General features: G+C 65.0%; 16 protein-coding genes and 1 tRNA gene. 13 read left to right on the top strand and 4 right to left on the bottom strand.

Annotated elements, in window-relative coordinates; translation table 11 throughout:
• Positions 1 to 342, top strand: a complete 342-nt coding sequence (locus GUY37_RS12425) for a hypothetical protein (protein WP_166826142.1) — start codon at positions 1 to 3, stop codon at positions 340 to 342.
• 137 nt (positions 343 to 479) lie between these two features.
• Entirely contained in the window at positions 480 to 662 is a 183-nt protein-coding gene (locus GUY37_RS12420) for an Rv0909 family putative TA system antitoxin (protein ID WP_166826138.1), read from the top strand.
• A 130-nt stretch (positions 663 to 792) separates the two neighbouring features.
• Here the strand turns inward: GUY37_RS12420 and GUY37_RS12415 are convergent, their stop codons facing one another.
• Both GUY37_RS12415 and GUY37_RS12410 read right to left on the bottom strand, forming a co-directional pair.
• On the bottom strand, positions 793 to 3,345 hold the full coding sequence (locus GUY37_RS12415; RefSeq protein ID WP_166826135.1) for a UvrD-helicase domain-containing protein: 2,553 nt from the start codon (positions 3,343 to 3,345) through the stop codon (positions 793 to 795).
• Between the two features lie 122 nt (positions 3,346 to 3,467).
• Positions 3,468 to 3,857, bottom strand: a complete 390-nt coding sequence (locus tag GUY37_RS12410) for a hypothetical protein (RefSeq protein ID WP_166826132.1) — start codon at positions 3,855 to 3,857, stop codon at positions 3,468 to 3,470.
• Positions 3,858 to 3,921: 64 nt separating this feature from the next.
• Here GUY37_RS12410 and GUY37_RS12405 point away from each other — a divergent pair.
• From GUY37_RS12405 to pth, 6 genes are all read left to right on the top strand, one after another.
• Positions 3,922 to 3,993 (top strand) — tRNA-Gln (locus tag GUY37_RS12405).
• A gap of 32 nt (positions 3,994 to 4,025) precedes the next feature.
• Positions 4,026 to 5,483 (top strand): bifunctional UDP-N-acetylglucosamine diphosphorylase/glucosamine-1-phosphate N-acetyltransferase GlmU, encoded by a 1,458-nt coding sequence (gene glmU, locus GUY37_RS12400; protein WP_166826129.1) that lies wholly within the window; start codon positions 4,026 to 4,028, stop codon positions 5,481 to 5,483.
• A complete protein-coding gene (locus GUY37_RS12395; protein WP_166826126.1) occupies positions 5,476 to 6,447 on the top strand; it encodes a ribose-phosphate diphosphokinase in 972 nt (323 codons plus the stop codon). The genes glmU and GUY37_RS12395 overlap by 8 nt, the downstream gene beginning before the upstream one ends.
• A 240-nt stretch (positions 6,448 to 6,687) precedes the next feature.
• Positions 6,688 to 7,704, top strand: coding sequence for an alpha/beta hydrolase (locus GUY37_RS12390; RefSeq protein WP_166826123.1), 1,017 nt, complete (start codon positions 6,688 to 6,690; stop codon positions 7,702 to 7,704).
• 149 nt (positions 7,705 to 7,853) lie between these two features.
• Entirely contained in the window at positions 7,854 to 8,498 is a 645-nt protein-coding gene (locus GUY37_RS12385; RefSeq protein ID WP_152347722.1) for a 50S ribosomal protein L25/general stress protein Ctc, read from the top strand.
• Between the two features lie 190 nt (positions 8,499 to 8,688).
• On the top strand, positions 8,689 to 9,288 hold the full coding sequence (gene pth / locus GUY37_RS12380) for an aminoacyl-tRNA hydrolase (RefSeq protein WP_166826120.1): 600 nt from the start codon (positions 8,689 to 8,691) through the stop codon (positions 9,286 to 9,288).
• Between the two features lie 7 nt (positions 9,289 to 9,295).
• On the opposite strand, the gene GUY37_RS12375 is transcribed toward pth, so the two are convergent.
• Both GUY37_RS12375 and GUY37_RS12370 read right to left on the bottom strand, forming a co-directional pair.
• Complete coding sequence (locus GUY37_RS12375) at positions 9,296 to 10,012, bottom strand: rhomboid family intramembrane serine protease (RefSeq protein WP_166826117.1); 717 nt, start codon at positions 10,010 to 10,012, stop codon at positions 9,296 to 9,298.
• A gap of 166 nt (positions 10,013 to 10,178) precedes the next feature.
• On the bottom strand, positions 10,179 to 11,651 hold the full coding sequence (locus tag GUY37_RS12370; protein WP_166826114.1) for an arylsulfotransferase family protein: 1,473 nt from the start codon (positions 11,649 to 11,651) through the stop codon (positions 10,179 to 10,181).
• A 103-nt stretch (positions 11,652 to 11,754) separates the two neighbouring features.
• Here GUY37_RS12370 and mfd point away from each other — a divergent pair, with 103 nt between their 5' ends.
• The 5 genes from mfd to eno all read left to right on the top strand — a co-directional run bounded on the left by mfd (position 11,755) and on the right by eno (position 18,447).
• Complete coding sequence (gene mfd / locus GUY37_RS12365) at positions 11,755 to 15,357, top strand: transcription-repair coupling factor (protein WP_166826111.1); 3,603 nt, start codon at positions 11,755 to 11,757, stop codon at positions 15,355 to 15,357.
• Between the two features lie 120 nt (positions 15,358 to 15,477).
• Complete coding sequence (locus GUY37_RS12360) at positions 15,478 to 15,672, top strand: CsbD family protein (RefSeq protein WP_152347727.1); 195 nt, start codon at positions 15,478 to 15,480, stop codon at positions 15,670 to 15,672.
• Positions 15,673 to 15,735: 63 nt separating this feature from the next.
• On the top strand, positions 15,736 to 16,263 hold the full coding sequence (locus tag GUY37_RS12355) for a MazG nucleotide pyrophosphohydrolase domain-containing protein (RefSeq protein ID WP_228278172.1): 528 nt from the start codon (positions 15,736 to 15,738) through the stop codon (positions 16,261 to 16,263).
• Entirely contained in the window at positions 16,260 to 17,090 is an 831-nt protein-coding gene (locus tag GUY37_RS12350) for a tyrosine-protein phosphatase (RefSeq protein ID WP_166826108.1), read from the top strand. The genes GUY37_RS12355 and GUY37_RS12350 overlap by 4 nt, the downstream gene beginning before the upstream one ends.
• A 76-nt stretch (positions 17,091 to 17,166) precedes the next feature.
• A complete protein-coding gene (gene eno, locus GUY37_RS12345) occupies positions 17,167 to 18,447 on the top strand; it encodes a phosphopyruvate hydratase (protein ID WP_166826105.1) in 1,281 nt (426 codons plus the stop codon).
• Positions 18,448 to 18,738 lie beyond the last annotated feature (291 nt).

The raw sequence follows: 18,738 nt of genomic DNA, 5'->3' as shown, positions 1-18,738 counted from the left end.
ATGAAACGACCCCACCCCCGCCATGCACGGCGGGGGAGAGGGCCGATCGCCAAGCGATGGATCTACTGGAAACGCCGGTACGCCCATCCCACCCGGCGTGACTGGGTGCTGCTCGGCTGCCTCCTGGGAGTCGCCGCCGCCGCGGCATGCTCGGTCGTCGACTTCCGCCTCGGCGCTGTCATCCTGGCGATCGTGCCCGCCGGCCTCGCCGGGTTCCGCGCGATGCCCCCTCCGTGGACCGAAGTGTGGACGAACCGGTCGAAGGCCGTCGACATCACCACCTGTCTGCTGTTCGCCGGACTGCTTGTCGGATTGGCCTTCCTCGTGCCCCTGAGCAGATGACGGGTCGACCTCGGAAAAACGCAGTATGTGCATTTGCTGAGAAATGGAACCGACAGGTGTCGTCTCGTCGGGAACAATGGCAAGGTGAGTGGCGTCAGGAGGTTCGCTGAGAACCTTTTCCGATGAAAGGAGACAGCATGGGACTGGACGATCTGACAAACAAAGCCAAGGACGCCATGAATAGCGACAAGGGTGAAGAGATCAGCGACCAGGGCCTGGACAAGGCTGCTGACGCCGCCAACAACGCCACCGGCGGCAAGTTCGAAGACCAGATCGACAAGGGTCGCGACGGAGCCGATGGCAAGTTCGGCAACGACTGACTTTCACTCCATAGCCGCGTCCGGCATGGAAAAGGCGCCGAGGAGAACTCAGGTTCTCCTCGGCGCTTTCTTGTGCACCGCAGCGGGGGAGCAAGCACGGCTGAACCGTGCATCCGCCGCCGCGGTCGACTCAGCCGAGCTTCTCGATCGGGGCGTAGCGCAGCAGCAGTCGCTTCGACCCGGCCGAACCGAAATCGACGACCGCCACGGTCTTGTCGCCGACGCCGTTGACCTCGGTGACGGTGCCGAGCCCGAAGGACTCGTGCGAGACCTTTTCGCCGACCTCGACGGAGATGACCTCACGGTTGGGGCGGATTCGGTTGGGGAATCCGGCGACCGGGGCCGATGGACTCGCACTCGAGCGGGATCCGCTGCCGGACGAGCGCGACGACCCGAAGCCGCGTGAGCCTCCGGAGTATCCGGAGGAATAGCCGCCGGAGCCGTACCCGCCGGATCCGAACCCTCCCGAGCCGAAGCCGCCGGAGAATCCTCCGGAGAAGCTGCCTGTGTTCTCCCAGCTGATGAGGTTCTCCGGGATCTCGGACAGGAACCGGCTCGGCGGATTGTACTGAGGCTGACCCCACATGCTGCGGGTCTCCGCGCGGGTGACGAGCAGCCGCTGCCGGGCGCGCGTGAGCCCGACATACGCCAGACGTCGCTCCTCCGACAGCTCCTGCGGATTCTCGAACGACCGCGAATGCGGGAACCCGCCGTCTTCGAGTCCGGTGAGGAAGACCACCGGGAACTCCAGGCCCTTGGCCGTGTGCAGAGTCATCAGCGTGACCTGGCCGAGTTCGGCATCGGGAATCTGATCCGTGTCCGAGGCCAGAGCCACCTGTTCGAGGAACTGGTCGATCGCCGCGGGCCCGACACCCGGAGCGGCGGAGGCGTCAGCGGAACCGGTGTCACCGGCGTCGGGAGCGGCCCCCTCGGCGGCGGTTTCGTTCCCTGTCTCGGTCGCCGTTTCGGCGGCGGTCACCTCGGTGTCGATGCCTGTGTTGGTGTCAGCATCATCTGGTGTGCCTGGTTCCGCAACCGCGGCTTCACGAGTGGCGACGAAGTCCTCGGCCACGGCGACGAGCTCGGCGAGGTTGTCGACGCGGGACTCGTCCTGCGGATCGGTGCTCTTCTGCAGCGATTCGAGGTACCCGGACTGTTCGAGGATCGCCTCGATGACGCGGGAGAGAGGAGAGGACTCGGCGGTCGAGCGCAGATCCTGCATGAGGTCAAAGAACTTCTTCACCGAGGTCAGGGCGCGCGAACTCAGGTGCGGGATCTCGTCGAGGCGGCCCAGAGCGGTGAAGAAGCTGATGTTCTCCCGGTCGGCGAAGTCGGCGATGAGGCCTTCGGTGCGGTCGCCGATGGAGCGTTTGGGCACATTGAGGATGCGTCGCAGGTTGACGTCGTCATCGGGGTTCGAGACGACGCGCAGGTAGCCGAGGGCGTCCTTGATCTCCTTGCGCTCGTAGAAGCGGGTGCCGCCGACGACCTTGTACGGGATTCCGGAGCGGACCAGTGCATCTTCGATGGCACGCGACTGCGCGTTCGTGCGGTAGAAGACTGCGAAATCACCGTAGGTGTACTTCTCTTCGTCGATGAGGTCGTCGATGCGGTCGACGATGAACCGGGCTTCGCCCTGCTCGTTCTCGGCCACCCAGCCGACGATCTGCTCACCCGTTCCCTCCGAGGTCCACAGCTTCTTCTCCCGGCGGTCGTCGTTGTTCGCGATCACGGCATTGGCCGCGTCGAGGATGTTCTGCGTCGAGCGGTAGTTCTGCTCCAACAGAATGGTGTCCGCATTCGGGAAGTCTTTCTCGAACTCGACGATATTGCGGACAGTGGCACCGCGGAAGGCATAGATCGACTGGTCGGCGTCGCCGACGACAGTGAGTTCGGCTCCCGTGGGACCTCCGGCACCATTACCGGCCAAGGCCTTGATCAGGGCGTACTGTGCCGGGTTCGTGTCCTGGTACTCGTCGACGAGGATGTGGCGGAACCGGCGACGGTAGGAATCGGCTACCTCGGGGAAGGCGCCGAAGAGATGGACGGTCTCTGCGATGAGGTCGTCGAAGTCGAAGGCATTGGCCAGGCGCAGGCGAGAGGTGTAGCGCTTGAAGACGTCGGCGAGGACCTCGTCGGCGGGGTTGTTGGGGCGCGGGATGAAGTCATCGGGGGTCTGCAGCTCGTTCTTGAGGTTCGAGATCCGGTGCAGGATGGCCCGTGGTGCGTATTTCTTCGTGTCGAGGCCGAGCTCCTTGAGGATCTGAGCGACGAGTCGCTGAGCATCCTGGGCGTCGTAGATGGTGAAGTTCGACTTCATGCCCAGCACCTTCGCCTCGCGGCGGAGGATGCGCACACACGAGGAGTGGAAGGTCGAGACCCACATGGCGCGGGAAGCGGGGCCGACGATCGAGGACACGCGTTCGGCCATCTCCTTCGCGGCCTTGTTCGTGAATGTGATCGCCAGGACTTCACCGGGGTGGGCGCGACCGGTGGCCAGAGCATAGGCGATGCGTCGAGTGAGCACGGTTGTCTTGCCCGATCCGGCTCCGGCGACGATGAGCAGTGGGGACCCGGTGTGGATCACGGCCTCGCGCTGCCTGGGGTTGAGTCCGGTGAGGAGTTCGGCCGCTCGGGAGTCGGCGCCGGCGGCATGGTCGGTGTGTTCAGCTGCAGCAGTCATGTCGCCCCCAACGATACCGTCAGCCCCGGACACGAGGTCACACCCCTCAGAACTACCTGACGGCGGCTGAGCAACCTCGCGCGAGGTTGCTCAGCCGCCGTCAGGTAGCAAATGGGGGGTTATCAGTGGACGAAGACGGCCACGATCACGTTGATGACTGCGAAGATGACGACCAGGTGCGCCATGGTCGCCGACGGATTCTTCACCGCCACGGCACCGCCCTCGGCGGGGGCAGACGCCGCGAAGGCCTTCTGCTTCCTGTCGCCGATGAAGGCGAAGACCGTGACGAGGATCGCCACGACCAGCTTGATCCCGATCTTCATATGGTTGACGGTGCCATCGCCCATCTCGGCCAGGCCCATGAGCAGCAGGCCGGTGAGCAGCTGCAGATAAGCGCCATGCAGCATTCCCGGCATCACTCTGGGGGAGCGGATGACGGTGAAATAGCCACCGACAATGATCGCCATGCCCAGCAGATGCAGGGTCAGAAGAATCTCGCGTAGAATTTCCATACAGTTAATCGTAGTGGCATGATGGTGTCTCGTGAGCGCGGGCCCCTCTCCTGGTGCACGCTGTTCCGCCCTGGTGTAATGGCAGCACGCCGGCCTTTGGAGCCGTGCAGTATAGGTTCGAATCCTATGGGCGGAGCTGGCCCAACCCGACATGCGAAGGATTCAACTATGTCGCAGACTCATCCGACCGCCGTCATCGTACTGGCAGCGGGCCAAGGCACTCGAATGAAGTCGGCTCTTCCCAAGGTGATGCATCCCATCGGCGGACGCTCCCTGCTCCATCACTCCGTCGCAGCTGCGGCCGGAACCTCTCCCGAACACCTCATCGTCGTCGTCCGCCACGAGCGCGATCAGCTCGTCGCCCACCTCGACTCCCTCCCCGTGTCCTCCCAGCGGACCCTGCTCATCGCCGACCAGGATGACCTCCCCGGCACCGGACGCGCCACCGAATGTGCGCTGACGCAGCTGCCCGAGGACCTCAGCGGAACCGTCGTCGTCACCTACGGCGATGTGCCGTTGCTGACGACCGAGACGATCACCGGGCTCGTCGAGATCCACGAATCCGACTCCAACGCCGTGACCGTCCTGTCCGCCGAGGTGGACGACCCCAACGGGTACGGCCGCATCGTCCGCGACGCGAACGGCGCCCTGCTGAGCATCGTCGAACAGAAGGACGCGAGCGAGACCGAGCGGGCCATCCGCGAGATCAACTCCGGGATCTACGCCTTCGACGCCTCCGCGCTGCGGCAGGGTCTGGCGTCTCTGACCACCGACAACGCCCAAGGTGAGAAGTATCTCACCGACGTGATCGGACTGTCCCGCGAAGCCGGGCTGTCCGTTGCCGCCACCGCCACCGACGACCTGTGGCAGGTCGAAGGAGCGAACGATCGCGTGCAGCTGGCCAACCTCGGCAAGGAACTCAACCGGCGCCAGTGCGAGAAGTTCATGCGCGCCGGAGTCTCCATCATCGACCCCGACACCACGTGGATCGACGTCGACGTCTCCATCGCCGCCGATGCGACGATCCTGCCGGGCACCCAGCTGCTGGGCGCCACCGACATCGGAGCCGGTGCCATCGTCGGCCCCGACACCACGCTCAAGGACACCGAGGTGGGAGAGGGCGCACAGGTTGTGCGCACCCACGGTGAGCTCGCCGTCGTCGGTCCGAAGGCCGATGTCGGACCGTTCGCCTATCTGCGTCCGGGCACCAAGCTCGGCGAGTCCGGAAAGATCGGCACCTTCGTGGAGACGAAGAACGCCGATATCGGCAAGGGTGCGAAGGTGCCCCACCTCTCCTACGTCGGCGATGCGGAGATCGGGGAGGGTTCGAACATCGGAGCCGCCTCGGTGTTCGTCAACTACGACGGCGTCAACAAGCACCGCACCGTCATCGGCAAGCATGCACGCATGGGCTCGGACAATATGTATGTCGCCCCTGTCACCGTGGGCGACGGCGCCTATTCGGGTGCAAGCACGACGGTGCGCAAGGATGTCCCTGCAGGAGCGCTGGCCATCTCCGTGGCCCCGCAGCGCAACTTGGAGGGCTGGGTCCAGACAAACCGTCCGGGCACGCCTGCAGCGCAGGCCGCCGAGAACGCGTCCGAAGGGGAACGGATAAGTGAATGAGATAACGACGACGGGCGATAAGAAGCTCGTCCTGGTCAGCGGTCGGGCAAACCCCGAACTCGCCGAACAAGTCGCGGAGAACCTGGGGACCGAACTCCTCCCCACCGACATCTACAACTTCGCGAACGGTGAGATCTACGTCCGCTATTCAGAGTCGGTCCGCGGCAGCGACGTCTTCGTCCTCCAGTCCCACTGTGCTCCCATCAACGAATGGCTGATGGAGCAGCTGATCATGGTCGACGCGCTCAAGCGCGCATCGGCCAAGCGGATCACCGTCATCGCCCCGTTCTTTCCGTACGCACGGCAGGACAAGAAGCACCGCGGCCGTGAGCCCATCTCCGCTCGCCTCGTCGCCGACCTGTACAAGACCGCCGGTGCCGACCGCATCATCACCGTCGATCTGCACACCGCGCAGATCCAGGGGTATTTCGACGGCCCCGTCGACCACCTCATCGCCATGCCGATCCTCGCCGGATACGTCAAGGAGAACTATCCCGGCGATCTCGCCGTGGTCTCTCCCGACGCAGGGCGCATCAAGGTCGCCGAGAACTGGTCGAACTCACTGGGCGGAGTGCCGCTGGCCTTCATCCACAAGACCCGCGACATCACCCGACCGAACGAGACGAAGGCCAACCGCGTCGTCGGTGAGGTCGAGGGTCGCACCTGCGTGCTCGTCGACGACATGATCGACACCGGCGGCACCATCGTCCAGGCCGCCGAGGCCTGCATGGCGGCCGGCGCCAAGGGCGTCATCGTCGTGTCCACCCACGCCGTGTTCTCCGGCCCGGCCGTCGAACGCCTGTCGAACTCCGTGGCCGAAGAGGTCATCGTCACCAACACCCTGCCGCTGAGCGAAGACAAGAAGTTCGACAAGCTCACCGTGCTCTCGATCGCCCCGCTCATCGCCCGTGCCGTGCACGAGGTCTTCGAGGACGGATCGGTCACGAGCCTCTTCGAGGTCTGAGCCCACGACCGTCCGCACGGAGGTGCGGCCACTGACACCGACGGAGCCCCGAGTCGATCATCGACTCGGGGCTCCGCCCCGTTCAGACCAGGTGAGCTCGGGGCTCCGCCGCGTTCGGACCAGGTGATTCGGCCACGCCGGAGCCGGCGGCCCGGTCGGTTCGATGCGCGGAACCCCATCGTCGCCGCTGCTGTGAGGTCCTACACTGGAGACAACGCCTAAGCGAAGGGATCAGGGACGATGTCCTCACACGATTACAACCGGTACCGCGTGGACGTTCCCGGAGGGCAGCTGTCCGTGGGAGTGTGGGAGCCGGTGGCGACCGGCCCCGGACGTGTGCCCACCGTGTGCGTCATCCACGGCATCACCTCCAACCACCTGTTCTTCGCGGGCCTCGTCTCCGCACTGCCCAGCGTCCGCGTCATCGGCCCGGACCTGCGCGGGCGGGCCGATTCCCGCACCCTGCCCGGCCCGTACGGAATGGCCGCCCACGCCCAGGACGTCCTCGCTGTCGTCGACACCTTCGCCCCGGACGGGCCCGTCACCCTGGTCGGGCATTCCATGGGCGGGTTCGTCGCCGTGACCCTGGCCGGGATGTCGGCTGAGCAGATCACTGATGCCGGCGCCGAGGCGGCCCGTCGTTTCTGCGGTCCCGTCCTCATCGACGGGGGGCTTCCCCTGCCCGTGGGACAGCCCCATGGAGACGGTCCCGTCGATGACCTCAACGATGAGGATCTCGACACCGACGACCTCATCGCCGCCGTCCTCGGCCCGGCCGCCGAGCGGCTGTCGATGAGCTTCGGCAGCGTCGAGGAGTACCTGGCGTACTTCGCCGCTCACCCCGCCTTCGTCGACGGCCTCGACACCGTGGCCACCGAGAGCTTCGTCTATGACCTGGCGGCCAAGGACGACCATTCGTTCCAGCCGTCGACCTCGGTGGAGGCGATGCAGGCCGATTCGGCGGACATGTACACCGGGTCGGCCTACCGTGAGGCGCTGGAGACGATCATGGGCAGTGACGACTCCCAGGCCGAGGTGGTCTTCCTCTTCGCCGAACGCGACCTCGTCGCCGCCGAACCTGGCCTCTACCCGCCCGAGCTGACCGCTGACTTCGCCCGGCGATGGCCGCGGATGGGCATGGTCGATGTGCAGGGGACCAATCACTACGACATCCTCCTCACCGAGACCGGGATCGATGCCTGCGCCGCAGCCGTGACCTCTCGAATTGGTGCCGAAACGGACGGTGCCGTAGAATAGCTGGGTTGCCTCGGCGAGGGAGACTGATGTCTCCGTGATCGACGCGGTCCTGTCCCACGAACTCAAGCCCACTGGGTTCGAGGTTCGCGTGGGTTCTCAGGCTGTTTCGCCGTGGTGCTCGAAGGTAAGTTCACCACGAAGGAGAGAAAATGGCTGACTTCAAACTTCTGGCCGAAGCTCGCAACGAGTTCGGCAAGGGCGCAGCACGCCGCATCCGCCGCGCGGGTCGCATCCCCGCTGTCATCTACGGTCACGGCGGAGACCCCGTCCACGTGTCGCTCGAGGGCCACGCCACCATGCTGGCTCTCAAGCACGCGAACGCGCTGCTCGAGATCGAAAGCACCGACGGATCGAAGAACGTCCTCGCCATTGCGCGTGACGTCCAGATCGAACCCGTGCGTCGTGATATCGAGCACCTCGACCTCATCATCGTCAAGCGCGGCGAGAAGATCGAGGTCGACGTGCCCATCCACGTCGTCGGAGAAGCCGCTCCCGGCACCATGGTCTCGCAGGAAGAGTCGACCATCGCCGTCATGGCCGATGCGACGAAGCTGCCCGAGCTCATCGAGGTCACCATCGAGGGCCGTCCCGCCGGCGAGCACGTCCTGGCAGGTCAGGTCGAGCTGCCGGCAGGCGTCGAGCTCGTCGCCGACGAAGAGCAGCTCATCGTCAACGTCTCCGAAGAGGCCGAGATGGACACCGAGTCCGATGCCGAGGAAGAGACCGCTGAAGAGTCGACCGAGGCAGAGGCTGCTGCGGAGTCCGGTGAGGAAGAGGCCTCCGAAGAGGAGTGATCTTCTCTCCTCACTGCACCGAGATGCCGTGAGGAGCACTGACTGACTACGCTGTTCGGTGGGTCGCCTGTCTGGCGGCCCACCGAATTCGTCTCACGGGAGAGAACCCCGGCTCACGCGTCTCGCGCGAGCGAAGGCAGCAGCATCACCGCCCGGTCGGCGGACATGGACACGACGGACAAGGACGGCAATGTCGAACGAAGCATGGTTGGTCTTCGGACTGGGCAACCCCGGACCCAAGTACGAAACGACCCGGCACAACATCGGACAGATGGTCGTCAGCGAACTCGCCTCCCGCGTCGGGAGCACTCTGACGCGCACGAAACTGCGCTCGCACGTCGGCACCGGGCGTCTGTCTGCCGGCCGCGTTCCGGGACTGCCCGGTCCGCGAGTGGTGTTGGCCACCTCGACGGGGTATATGAACGAATCCGGCGGGCCGGTGCGAGCACTGGCCGACTTCTACGGAATCACCACCGACCGCATCATCGCCGTCCATGACGATGTGGACCTGCCCTTCGACGCGATCAGAGCTAAGCTCGGCGGGGGAGAGGGCGGACACAACGGCCTGCGCTCGATGACCTCGGTGCTGGGGACGAAGAGCTATCTGCGGGTGCGTGCGGGAGTCGGACGCCCACCGGGACGACAGGACACCGCCGACTATGTGCTGCGTCCCTTCTCGAAGGACGAACGGACGACCCTGCCGATCTTCATCTCAGACCTCGCCGACGCCGTCGAAGAGCTCATCATCAACGGACTCACCGACATGCAGCAGAAGTTCCACTCCCGCTGATCAGGGCTCAGGCCGTCTTCTGCTTCTCCGAGCGCCGGTGCAGCCACCATGCGGCGACGATCCCGCCGGCGAAACCGAACAGGTGGCCCTGCCAGGAGATGTCGTTGGTCTGCGGCAGCATGCCGAAGATCATCGATGCACCGTAGGTGACGAAGATGAACAGGCCGATGGCGAAGTAGACGATCTTGCGCAGCACGTCGTCGGTGAACCAGGTGCGCACTGCGAGGTAGCCGAAGAAGCCGAAGACGATGCCGGAGGCACCGACGATGTGCTGGCCGGGCAGAGTGGTCAGCCATGCGCCGAGCCCGGAGCTCAGGGCCGTGATGCCCGTGACCATCCAGAAGCGCCGCCGGCCCTCGAAAGCGATGACGATGCCGAGGACGAGGAACGGGAAGGTATTGGCCAGGAGATGGCCGAATCCCGAATGCAGCAGCGGTGAGGTGACCAGGCCGTAGAGCGACAGCGGGTTCCACGACTGCAGACTGAACATGTCGAGGTCGAGGGGGAGGATCGCATCGACGATCTCGACGACCCACATGACCGCCAGCACAATCAGCACCGGAGTGAACCGGGAGAGCAGGTGCGGTCGGTCGACGGTGGTGTTGAGGTGTGCGACCGGGGGATTCGCCGAACGGCCGGAACGGGGAGATCCGGAGTCGGAGGAGTCGGAGCCGAAGAGGAGGCGGGATTCCTCGGCGGAGAAACGTGGGGAGTGGTCGGTCATGTCCTAATTGTGGGCGATGAAGATTGGAGAACCCCGAATATCCGGGCCCTCCGACCAATCGTGATCGTTCCGTTAGGCCCGTTATCGCCTTGAGATAATACTGAGTGAGTCCGTGCTCCCGCTCGAGGTCCGCCCCGCGGCGTGCCTCACCGGGAACGAAGCCGAGCTATTCGCTTCGTGGGTGCACTCGAGTCGAACCGAGGGATCCGCCGTCGGCGTCGAGAGCTTCGGCGATGATCGTCGAGCCGTTCGGGGTGATGTCTGCCGCGGTCTCGAAACCGGTGCGCTCGACCTCGGTGTTCTCGACCAGATGATCCTCGTCGTCTCCGCTGAGCACCCTCCACGAGGCCACTTCGGTGGCGCCGTTCCAGCTCATGTGCACGCGAGTGAGGTCCGCCTGGGGCTGCGACTTCGTCGCGGTCGGGGGAGCGGTCGGCTGAGCATGCCAGTCGAAGCGGTAGGCCCGGTAGTTCGATCCGCCGGTGAAGGTGAGGTCGGAGAGCAGCTTCCCGTCCTTGGTGAACTCCGAGACATAGGGTTCCGAACCCCAGCCGAGGACGACATTGCCGTTGGGCAGCTCCTGGAAGTTCCCCTGACTGCCCGAGGAGCGGTCGTCGGGAGCGGGATACTCCGTGACCACCTCGGCGCGCTTCTTCTCCTCATCGACGTCGAGACGCAGACCGCGGGTATCGCCGAGACGGGGAGCGGCGTGGTTGTCGAACAGGGTCAGCGTTCCATCGGAACGACGCTGAGCATCGTGCTGCCAGGCGAACTGGGCGCCGTCGCCCATCTCGAAGTCCGAGGCCGTGCCGCCGAGGACCCAGTTGAGATCGGCGCTCTTGCGATCGAGCTGGTAGACCGCATGGGTATTGCGTGCCGAGACGAGCAGAGCCTTGCCGTCATCGTCCTCGGACACGGAGTTGAGGTGGATATAGTCGAAGGGCTCGTCCTTCGTGCCCTCACCGTCCTTGAGCTCCGCCTCGGACTGGTCGACGGGCACGGCGTCGAGGGTGCGCCACTCGAACAGCGGATCACCGGATTCGATGTCGACCTCCTGGACGATTCCCTCCCAGGCCCAGCCGTCCTCGTCTCCGCCGACCGAGCTCAGGTCCGTCTGGGTCTTCACATAGGAGATGAGGAACATGGTGTCATCAGCAGTGATGGTCGTCTCGTGGAGGTCGGAGGTGTCCTTGGGAAGTTCCCCGCCCATGCCCACTCGCGCGATCTCCTGATACGAGGTGTCGAGGATGACGACCTCACCGGCGGTGTGCGGCGTTTCGGCCAGGCCCTCCCACCATGTGAGTACCGGCTGCCCCTGATATTCCTGGACGCGCAGATCCCACAGGGCACCGGTGTTCTCCCGAATCCACAGCGGGTCACCGGCGGAGTCGAGGATGAGACCGCCGACCCAGGACTTGTCATCGATCTGGGTCTGTCCCTTCGGAGCGAGGAACGTCTCCAGATCGCCGTTGTCGTCGGGGAAGGATCCGGAGTCGATATCGACCTTCGGCGGGGCGAGCTCGGGGCGCGAGTGGAAGTCCCACCGTTCGGCGACGGCGATGTCATCATCGGCATCGGCCGCGCATCCTGTGAGCAGGAGCGCCGCTGCGGCCAATCCTGCAAGGACAGTTCTCTTCATGACCATATGCTCATCCTCACATGTTTTCGGCCCACGCGCGGCGTCGGTGCCTGCAGGGGCACACCGGATGGGCCATGTCAGCTGCGTGGCCTAGACTGTTCGGGTGCTCAACGGACTTGATCTCACCCGCCGGAATCCCACCATCACCGAACTCGTCGCGGCCTTCAACGACCCGAACACCGACGGCGGCACGATCGATGCGATCAAGGGACTGTGGCCATCGATTCTGCGCCGAACCGTCACGACCGGCGGGGCAGCCTCGGCGCCGCAGCTCATCGTCACCGCCACGACACGTGAAGCCGAAGACCTTGCTCAGGCGCTGGCCGACTGGGTGCCGTCGGCGTCGATCGCGATCTTCCCCAGTTGGGAGACCCTGCCGCACGAGAAGCTGTCGCCGCGTTCGGACACCGTCGGCCAGCGTCTTGAGGTGCTGCGCCGTCTGACCCATCCCACCCCCGGTCGGGAGCTGACCTTCGTCATCGCGCCCGTGCGCGCATTCCTCCAGCCTCTGGCCAAGGGACTCGGCGACATCGAACCGGTCCAGCTGGCCGTCGGCGACGAGTCCGAGATCGACGACGTGGCCGAACGGCTCACCGAACTCGCATATTCCCGTGTCGACATGGTCTCCAGACGCGGCGAATTCGCGGTCCGCGGCGGAATCGTCGATATCTTCCCGGCCACCTCGGAGCGGGCGCTGCGCGTCGAGTTCTTCGGCGACGAAGTCGATGAGATCCGCGAATTCTCCGTCAGCGATCAGCGTTCCATTCCCGCCGCAGACGGCGATGAACCCCTGGAACTGTCGGCACCGCCGTGCCGGGAGCTGCTCCTGACCGATTCGGTGCGGAAGCGGGCGGCAGAACTCGCCGAGGAGGTGCCCAGCGCCGCCGATATGCTCGACAAGATCGCCGGCGGAGTCGCCGTCGAAGGCATGGAATCCCTCTCCGCCGTCCTCGCCGACGGAATGGAGCCGATCATCGCTCTGCTGCCGCCCGCGTCGAAGATCATCATCACCGAACCCGAACGCGTCGACGCCCGCGCCGCGGACCTCGTGGAGACGACGAACGAATTCCTCGAGGCCGCCTGGACCGGTGCAGCCGGTGGGGGAGAGACCCCGATCGACCTGTCGGCCGCGAGCTTCCGCACCGTGGCCGAGATGGAGGAGGGCGCTCGCCTCATCGGTCTGGCGTGGTGGGAGGTCGGTGGATTCGCAACCGATGAGGAGCTCGCCGGTCCCGAAGAGAACATCTTCTCTGTTCCTGCCCGCATCCCGAAGGGCTATGCCGGAGACGTCGAAGCGATCCTCGCCGACGTCAAGGGACTCATCCACGACAAGTGGCGCATCCTCGTGCTCACCGAAGGTCAGGGACCGGGCCGACGCATGGTCGAGGTGTTCTCCGAAGCAGGAGTGCCCGCCTCCTTCGTCGATGACCCGACCGATCTGCCCGAAGCGCTGGTGACAGTGACGACGGCCGCCTCCTTCGGCGGATTCGTCTTCGACGATCTCAAGCTCGCCGTGCTCACCGAGGCCGATGTGCTCGGTCGGGCGGCGGCCACCTCGACGCGGGATATGCGCAAGCTGCCCACCCGACGCCGACGCAACCAGGTCGACCCGCTCAACCTGGCGCCCGGCGACTATGTCGTCCACGACCAGCACGGTGTCGGACGATTCGTCGAAATGACGCAGCGGACCACGGGCAGGGGAGCGAACAAGCACACCCGCGAATACCTCATCATCGAATACGCGCCGGCCAAACGCGGACAGCCCGGCGACCGCCTCTACGTCCCCAGCGATGCGCTCGACCAGGTCACCCGCTATGTCGGCGGGGAGAGCCCGAACCTCAACAAGATGGGCGGCGCCGACTGGCAGACGACGAAGGCGAAGGCCCGCAAGGCCGTCAAGGAGATCGCCGGGGAACTCATCCGCCTCTATTCGGCACGGCAAGCCACCGTCGGCCATGCCTTCGGACCGGACACACCCTGGCAGCGCGAACTCGAGGACGCCTTCCACTATGTGGAGACCGCCGATCAGCTGACCACCATCGACGAGGTCAAATCGGACATGGAGAAGACGGTGCCGATGGACCGTCTGATCTGCGGCGATGTGGGCTATGGGAAGACCGAGATCGCGGTTCGCGCCGCGTTCAAGGCGATCCAGGAAGGCAAACAGGTCGCCGTTCTCGTGCCGACGACGCTGCTCGTCCAGCAGCACTACGAGACCTTCGCCGAACGCTACTCGGGATTCCCCGTCACCATCGGCGCCCTCTCCCGGTTCCAGACCAAACAGGAATCGGAGAAGGTCAAAGAGGATCTGGCCGACGGCAAGCTCGACCTCGTCATCGGCACCCACCGGCTGCTCAGCGGCGAAGTGCGGTTCAAGGAACTCGGGCTCGTCATCATCGACGAGGAGCAGCGCTTCGGCGTCGAACACAAGGAGACGCTCAAGGCGCTGCGCACCAACGTCGACGTCCTCGCCATGTCGGCGACCCCGATCCCGCGCACCTTGGAGATGGCCGTGACCGGCATCCGTGAGATGTCGACCCTGGCCACGCCGCCGGAAGAGCGGCACCCGGTGCTGACCTATGTGGGCAAACGCGAAGACAAGCAGATCAAGGCCGCGATCCGCCGCGAACTCATGCGCGAGGGCCAGGTCTTCTACATCCACAACCGGGTCCGCGATATCGAAGCCGTCGCCGGCCACATCGCCGAAATGGTGCCCGAGGCCCGGATCGCCATCGCCCACGGCAAGATGAACGAGACCCGACTCGAGCAGGTCATCGTCGACTTCTGGGAGAAGAAATACGACGTGCTCGTGTGCACGACGATCGTCGAAACCGGAATCGACATCGCCAACGCGAACACCCTCATCATCGACAACGCCGACCGCTACGGACTCTCCCAGCTCCACCAGCTGCGCGGACGTGTGGGACGAGGACGCGAACGCGCCTACGCCTACTTCCTCTACCCGCCGGACACACAGCTGACCGAGACCGCACATGACCGTCTGACGACCCTGGCCGCGCACACCGAACTGGGTGCCGGAATGCAGGTGGCGATGAAGGACCTCGAGATCCGCGGAGCGGGCAACCTGCTCGGCGGTCAGCAGTCCGGGCATATCGAAGGCGTCGGCTTCGACCTCTACGTCCGCCTCGTCGGTGAGGCCGTGGCGAAGTTCCGCGGTGAGGAGACCGAACCCGAGGCGGATATGCGCATCGAACTGCCCGTCGACGCCCACCTGCCGGCCGACTACGTCGACCACGAACGGCTGCGTCTCGAGGCCTACCGAAAGCTTGCGGCGGCGGCCGACGAAGCGCAGCTGCAGGAAGTCCTCGACGAACTCACCGACCGCTACGGCCCCTATCCGGAACCCGTCGGCGTCCTCGCCGATGTGGCCAGGCTGCGCATTCGCGCCCGGGCCTCCGGGGTCAACGACATCGTCATGCAGGGCAACTTCATCCGCTTCGGACCCGTCGAACTCTCCGACTCGCAGGTGGTCAGGCTCAAACGCCTGTACCCGAAGTCGCTGCTCAAACCGGCGCTGCGCTCGGTCCTCGTTCCCAAACCGATGGCCGGCAGCGGATTCGACTCCAAGGAGATGACCGATTCGGACATCCTGCGGTGGGCACACCAGTTCCTCGACGCCATCCTGCCCGTCATCGAGTCCGAAGTCACGGAGGACAGCGAGGCCGGAGCGCCGAATAACGGTTGAGAACTCCCCGACTGTTCATCGCTGACCGGCCCACGGGCAAGGGCAGTGGCGTAGAGTGCGAAGCGCGGAGGCATCCGCAGCAAGTGCACATCACTCAGCTATCTGCTAAGGAGAAGCCCCATGGGTGTTGACGACAAGTTCGAGAACAAGGCCGAGGACCTCAGCGGTCGGGCCAAGGAGACCATCGGCGATGCGACCGATGACGACAAACTCAAGGCCGAAGGCGCCACCGACCAGCTCAAGGCCAAGGCCAAGGATGTCGGCGAGTCGGTCAAGGACCTCGGCTCATCGGTCAAGGACAAATTCTCGAAGTGACCGACGAATCGGCCCTCACCGTTTCTGCGGTGGGGGTCTTTCGTGCCGGCAGGAGGATATTTCGTGGGTGAATGTGACGAGCAGAGTGCGGTCGAACGGGGAGCAGACCAGGTCGAAACTGGAGCGGAGCACGCCGAAACTGGAGCGGAGCAGGTCGAACCTCGGCTGCAACCGGTGATCGACGCCATGGCGACCCTGCGGCGACGCTGTCCCTGGTCGAGCCGACAGGACCACCAGAGCCTCGAGAAGTACGCTCGGGAAGAGACCGACGAACTCATCGTCGCTCTCGAAGACTTCACCACGACACCCACCGCAGATCACCGGGCGGCCGTCGTCGAAGAACTCGGCGATGTGTTCTACCAAGTGCTCTTCCACTCCGCCCTGCTCGATGAGAGCAGCGGGCACGCCTACGGCCACAGCCTCGGTGCCATCGTCGACGGTCTGGAGGCCAAGCTCATCCGCCGCCACCCCCTGGCTTTCACCGAAGATTCCGTGGATGAGATGGCGTCGCTGGAAGACGTCGAACGCGAATACCACCGGATCAAAGCAGAGGAGAAGACCACGGTGCGGGAAGAGGACAGCGCAGAATGAGTCTGGAGCGGCTCGAGATCGACGGCACCTTCAACTTCCGAGACATCGGAGGACCCGCCACCGAGGCGGGGGATCGTCGAGTGCGATCCGGAAAGGTGTTCCGCGCCGACGGGCTGGCCCAGCTGAGCGATCGGGCGCGCGCCGACATCGGCGAACTCGGCATCGGCACGGTCATCGATCTGCGCGATATCGGCGAACGGGCGAAGCTGCCCGATGCGCTCAAGGGCCTCGCCGTCCGTCACATCGAGCTGCCTGTCTTCGACGACCATTTCTTCCCCAGCCGACCGATGAGCCGCAAAGAGATGAAGGCCGCCGCCGAGGCGACCGGAATGGACCTCAGCGACCGGAGCCTCAACCGCATCTACGAACTCATGATCACTCACTTCGGCCACCGGCTGGCCGCCGCCGTCGACTTGATCGCCGACCACTGCACCGACGGTGTGGTCTTCCACTGCTCGGCCGGAAAAGACCGCACCGGTGTGATCGGAGCCTTCCTGCTCGACCTCCTCGGTGTGGGACGGCAGGAGATCGTCGACGAATACGCGATCACCTCCACCCACCTGTCCGGGGGATTCCTCGAAGCGATCACCCGGAACTTCTCCGATGCCGGGATCTCCGGCAACCTCGCCGAGACCGCCACAGCCGCTCCTCCCGAACTCATGCACGAGATCCTCGACCGGATCGACGCCGAGCACGGGCCCGCCTCAGCGAAGGACGGAGAACGGATCGGGGGAGTGGAAGCCTATCTGCTCGCGCACGGGATGGACCCGGCAACGCCCGAGCGACTGCGCGAATGCCTGCTCGAGTCCGCCTCGGACAGAGGGTGAGCCTGGCCCCGCGGTGCATTAAGCTGTCCTGCAGGCACATGTTCCCCATGTGAAACCAAACGCTAAGGAGTACTCAGTGGCCGAGATCGTTGCCGCAAATGCCCGTGAAATCCTGGATTCCCGGGGAAATCCCACCGTCGAGGTGGAAGTGCTGTTGGCCGATGAGTCCGTCGGTCGTGCCGGTGTTCCCTCCGGCGCCTCCACCGGTGAGTTCGAAGCCGTGGAGCTGCGCGACGGAGATCCGGAGCGCTACTTGGGCAAGGGTGTCACCCAGGCCGTCGACGCCGTCGTCGACGAGATCCACGAAGTCATCGTCGGGCTCGAAAGCGACGATCAGCGTCTCGTCGACCAGGCGCTCATCGAACTCGACGGCACCGACAACAAGTCCCGCCTCGGCGCGAACGCGATGCTCGGCACCTCTCTGGCCGTGGCCCGCGCGGCCGCAGTCTCGGCCGATCTGCCCCTCTACCGCTACCTCGGCGGACCGAACGCCCATGTCATGCCCGTGCCGATGATGAATATCCTCAACGGCGGTTCCCACGCCGACTCGAACGTCGACATCCAGGAATTCATGATCGCGCCGATCGGTGCAGCCAGCTTCCACGAAGCACTGCAGTGGAGCGTCGAGGTCTACCACGCGCTCAAGGGAGTGCTCAAGGAACGCGGACTGTCGACAGGACTCGGCGATGAGGGCGGATTCGCTCCGAACCTCGACTCGAACGCCGCCGCACTCGACCTCATCATCGAGGCCATCGACATCGCCGGGCACCGCCCCGGACGCGATATCGCCGTGGCCCTCGACGTGGCCTCCTCGGAGTTCTACACCGACGGAGCCTACGAGTTCGAAGGCGGCAAGAAGACGGCCGAGGATATGGCCGCCTACTACGAAGAGCTGCTGGCGAAGTACCCGCTCGTGTCGATCGAGGACCCCCTCGACGAGAACGACTGGGACGGCTGGGCGACCCTGACCGAGACGATCGGTTCGAAGGTCCAGCTCGTCGGCGACGACCTGTTCGTGACCAACCCCGAGCGTCTGCAGCGCGGAATCGACAACGCCACCGCGAACTCTCTGCTGGTCAAGGTCAACCAGATCGGCACACTGACCGAGACCCTCGACGCTGTGTCGCTGGCACAGACCAACGGCTACACCACGATGATCTCGCACCGTTCGGGTGAGACCGAGGACACGACCATCGCCGACCTGGCCGTGGCCACCAACGCCGGTCAGATCAAGGCCGGAGCCCCGGCACGCTCCGAACGCGTCGCGAAGTACAACCAGCTGCTGCGCATCGAAGAGCAGCTCGGCGACGCCGCGCGCTACGCCGGCCGCAGCGCCTTCCCGCGCTTCGAAGCCTGAAGCACGCCGGACAGCGGGACCGGTTGCTTCATCAGGGCTGCTTCAATCCTGAGGCACCCGGACTGACCGTAGGCCGGTAGGCACCGAACTCCACGAGGCGGGGCCGGACGATCATCATCGATCGCCCGGCCCCGCCTCGGTGACTCTCGGATTGTTGTCGTCACCTTCTGTCACCAGTCGTCTCAAATCTGCCCATGAGCGGCTGACCCGCGCGTTCCTCGCATGTGACACCGATGCACCACTCTGACGAGCCGCTATCGGTGAGGGAATGCTGAGCAACTGTAGGAACTG

The sequence above is a fragment of the Brevibacterium limosum genome (genome assembly GCF_011617705.1).
Classification (GTDB): Bacteria; Actinomycetota; Actinomycetes; order Actinomycetales; family Brevibacteriaceae; genus Brevibacterium; species Brevibacterium limosum.
Note: the sequence above shows the minus strand (reverse complement) of the source record. Positions and strands in the feature narration are given on the sequence as shown.

Coding starts and splice junctions, on each gene's coding strand:
- GUY37_RS12410 (WP_166826132.1), bottom strand. CDS start 3,857: ATGGAAATTCTACGCGAGATTCTTCTGACCCTGCATCTGCTGGGCATG.
- GUY37_RS12375 (WP_166826117.1), bottom strand. CDS start 10,012: ATGACCGACCACTCCCCACGTTTCTCCGCCGAGGAATCCCGCCTCCTC.
- GUY37_RS12390 (WP_166826123.1), top strand. CDS start 6,688: ATGTCCTCACACGATTACAACCGGTACCGCGTGGACGTTCCCGGAGGG.
- GUY37_RS12425 (WP_166826142.1), top strand. CDS start 1: ATGAAACGACCCCACCCCCGCCATGCACGGCGGGGGAGAGGGCCGATC.
- GUY37_RS12385 (WP_152347722.1), top strand. CDS start 7,854: ATGGCTGACTTCAAACTTCTGGCCGAAGCTCGCAACGAGTTCGGCAAG.
- pth (WP_166826120.1), top strand. CDS start 8,689: ATGTCGAACGAAGCATGGTTGGTCTTCGGACTGGGCAACCCCGGACCC.
- glmU (WP_166826129.1), top strand. CDS start 4,026: ATGTCGCAGACTCATCCGACCGCCGTCATCGTACTGGCAGCGGGCCAA.
- GUY37_RS12350 (WP_166826108.1), top strand. CDS start 16,260: ATGAGTCTGGAGCGGCTCGAGATCGACGGCACCTTCAACTTCCGAGAC.
- GUY37_RS12420 (WP_166826138.1), top strand. CDS start 480: ATGGGACTGGACGATCTGACAAACAAAGCCAAGGACGCCATGAATAGC.
- GUY37_RS12370 (WP_166826114.1), bottom strand. CDS start 11,651: ATGAAGAGAACTGTCCTTGCAGGATTGGCCGCAGCGGCGCTCCTGCTC.
- GUY37_RS12360 (WP_152347727.1), top strand. CDS start 15,478: ATGGGTGTTGACGACAAGTTCGAGAACAAGGCCGAGGACCTCAGCGGT.
- GUY37_RS12415 (WP_166826135.1), bottom strand. CDS start 3,345: ATGACTGCTGCAGCTGAACACACCGACCATGCCGCCGGCGCCGACTCC.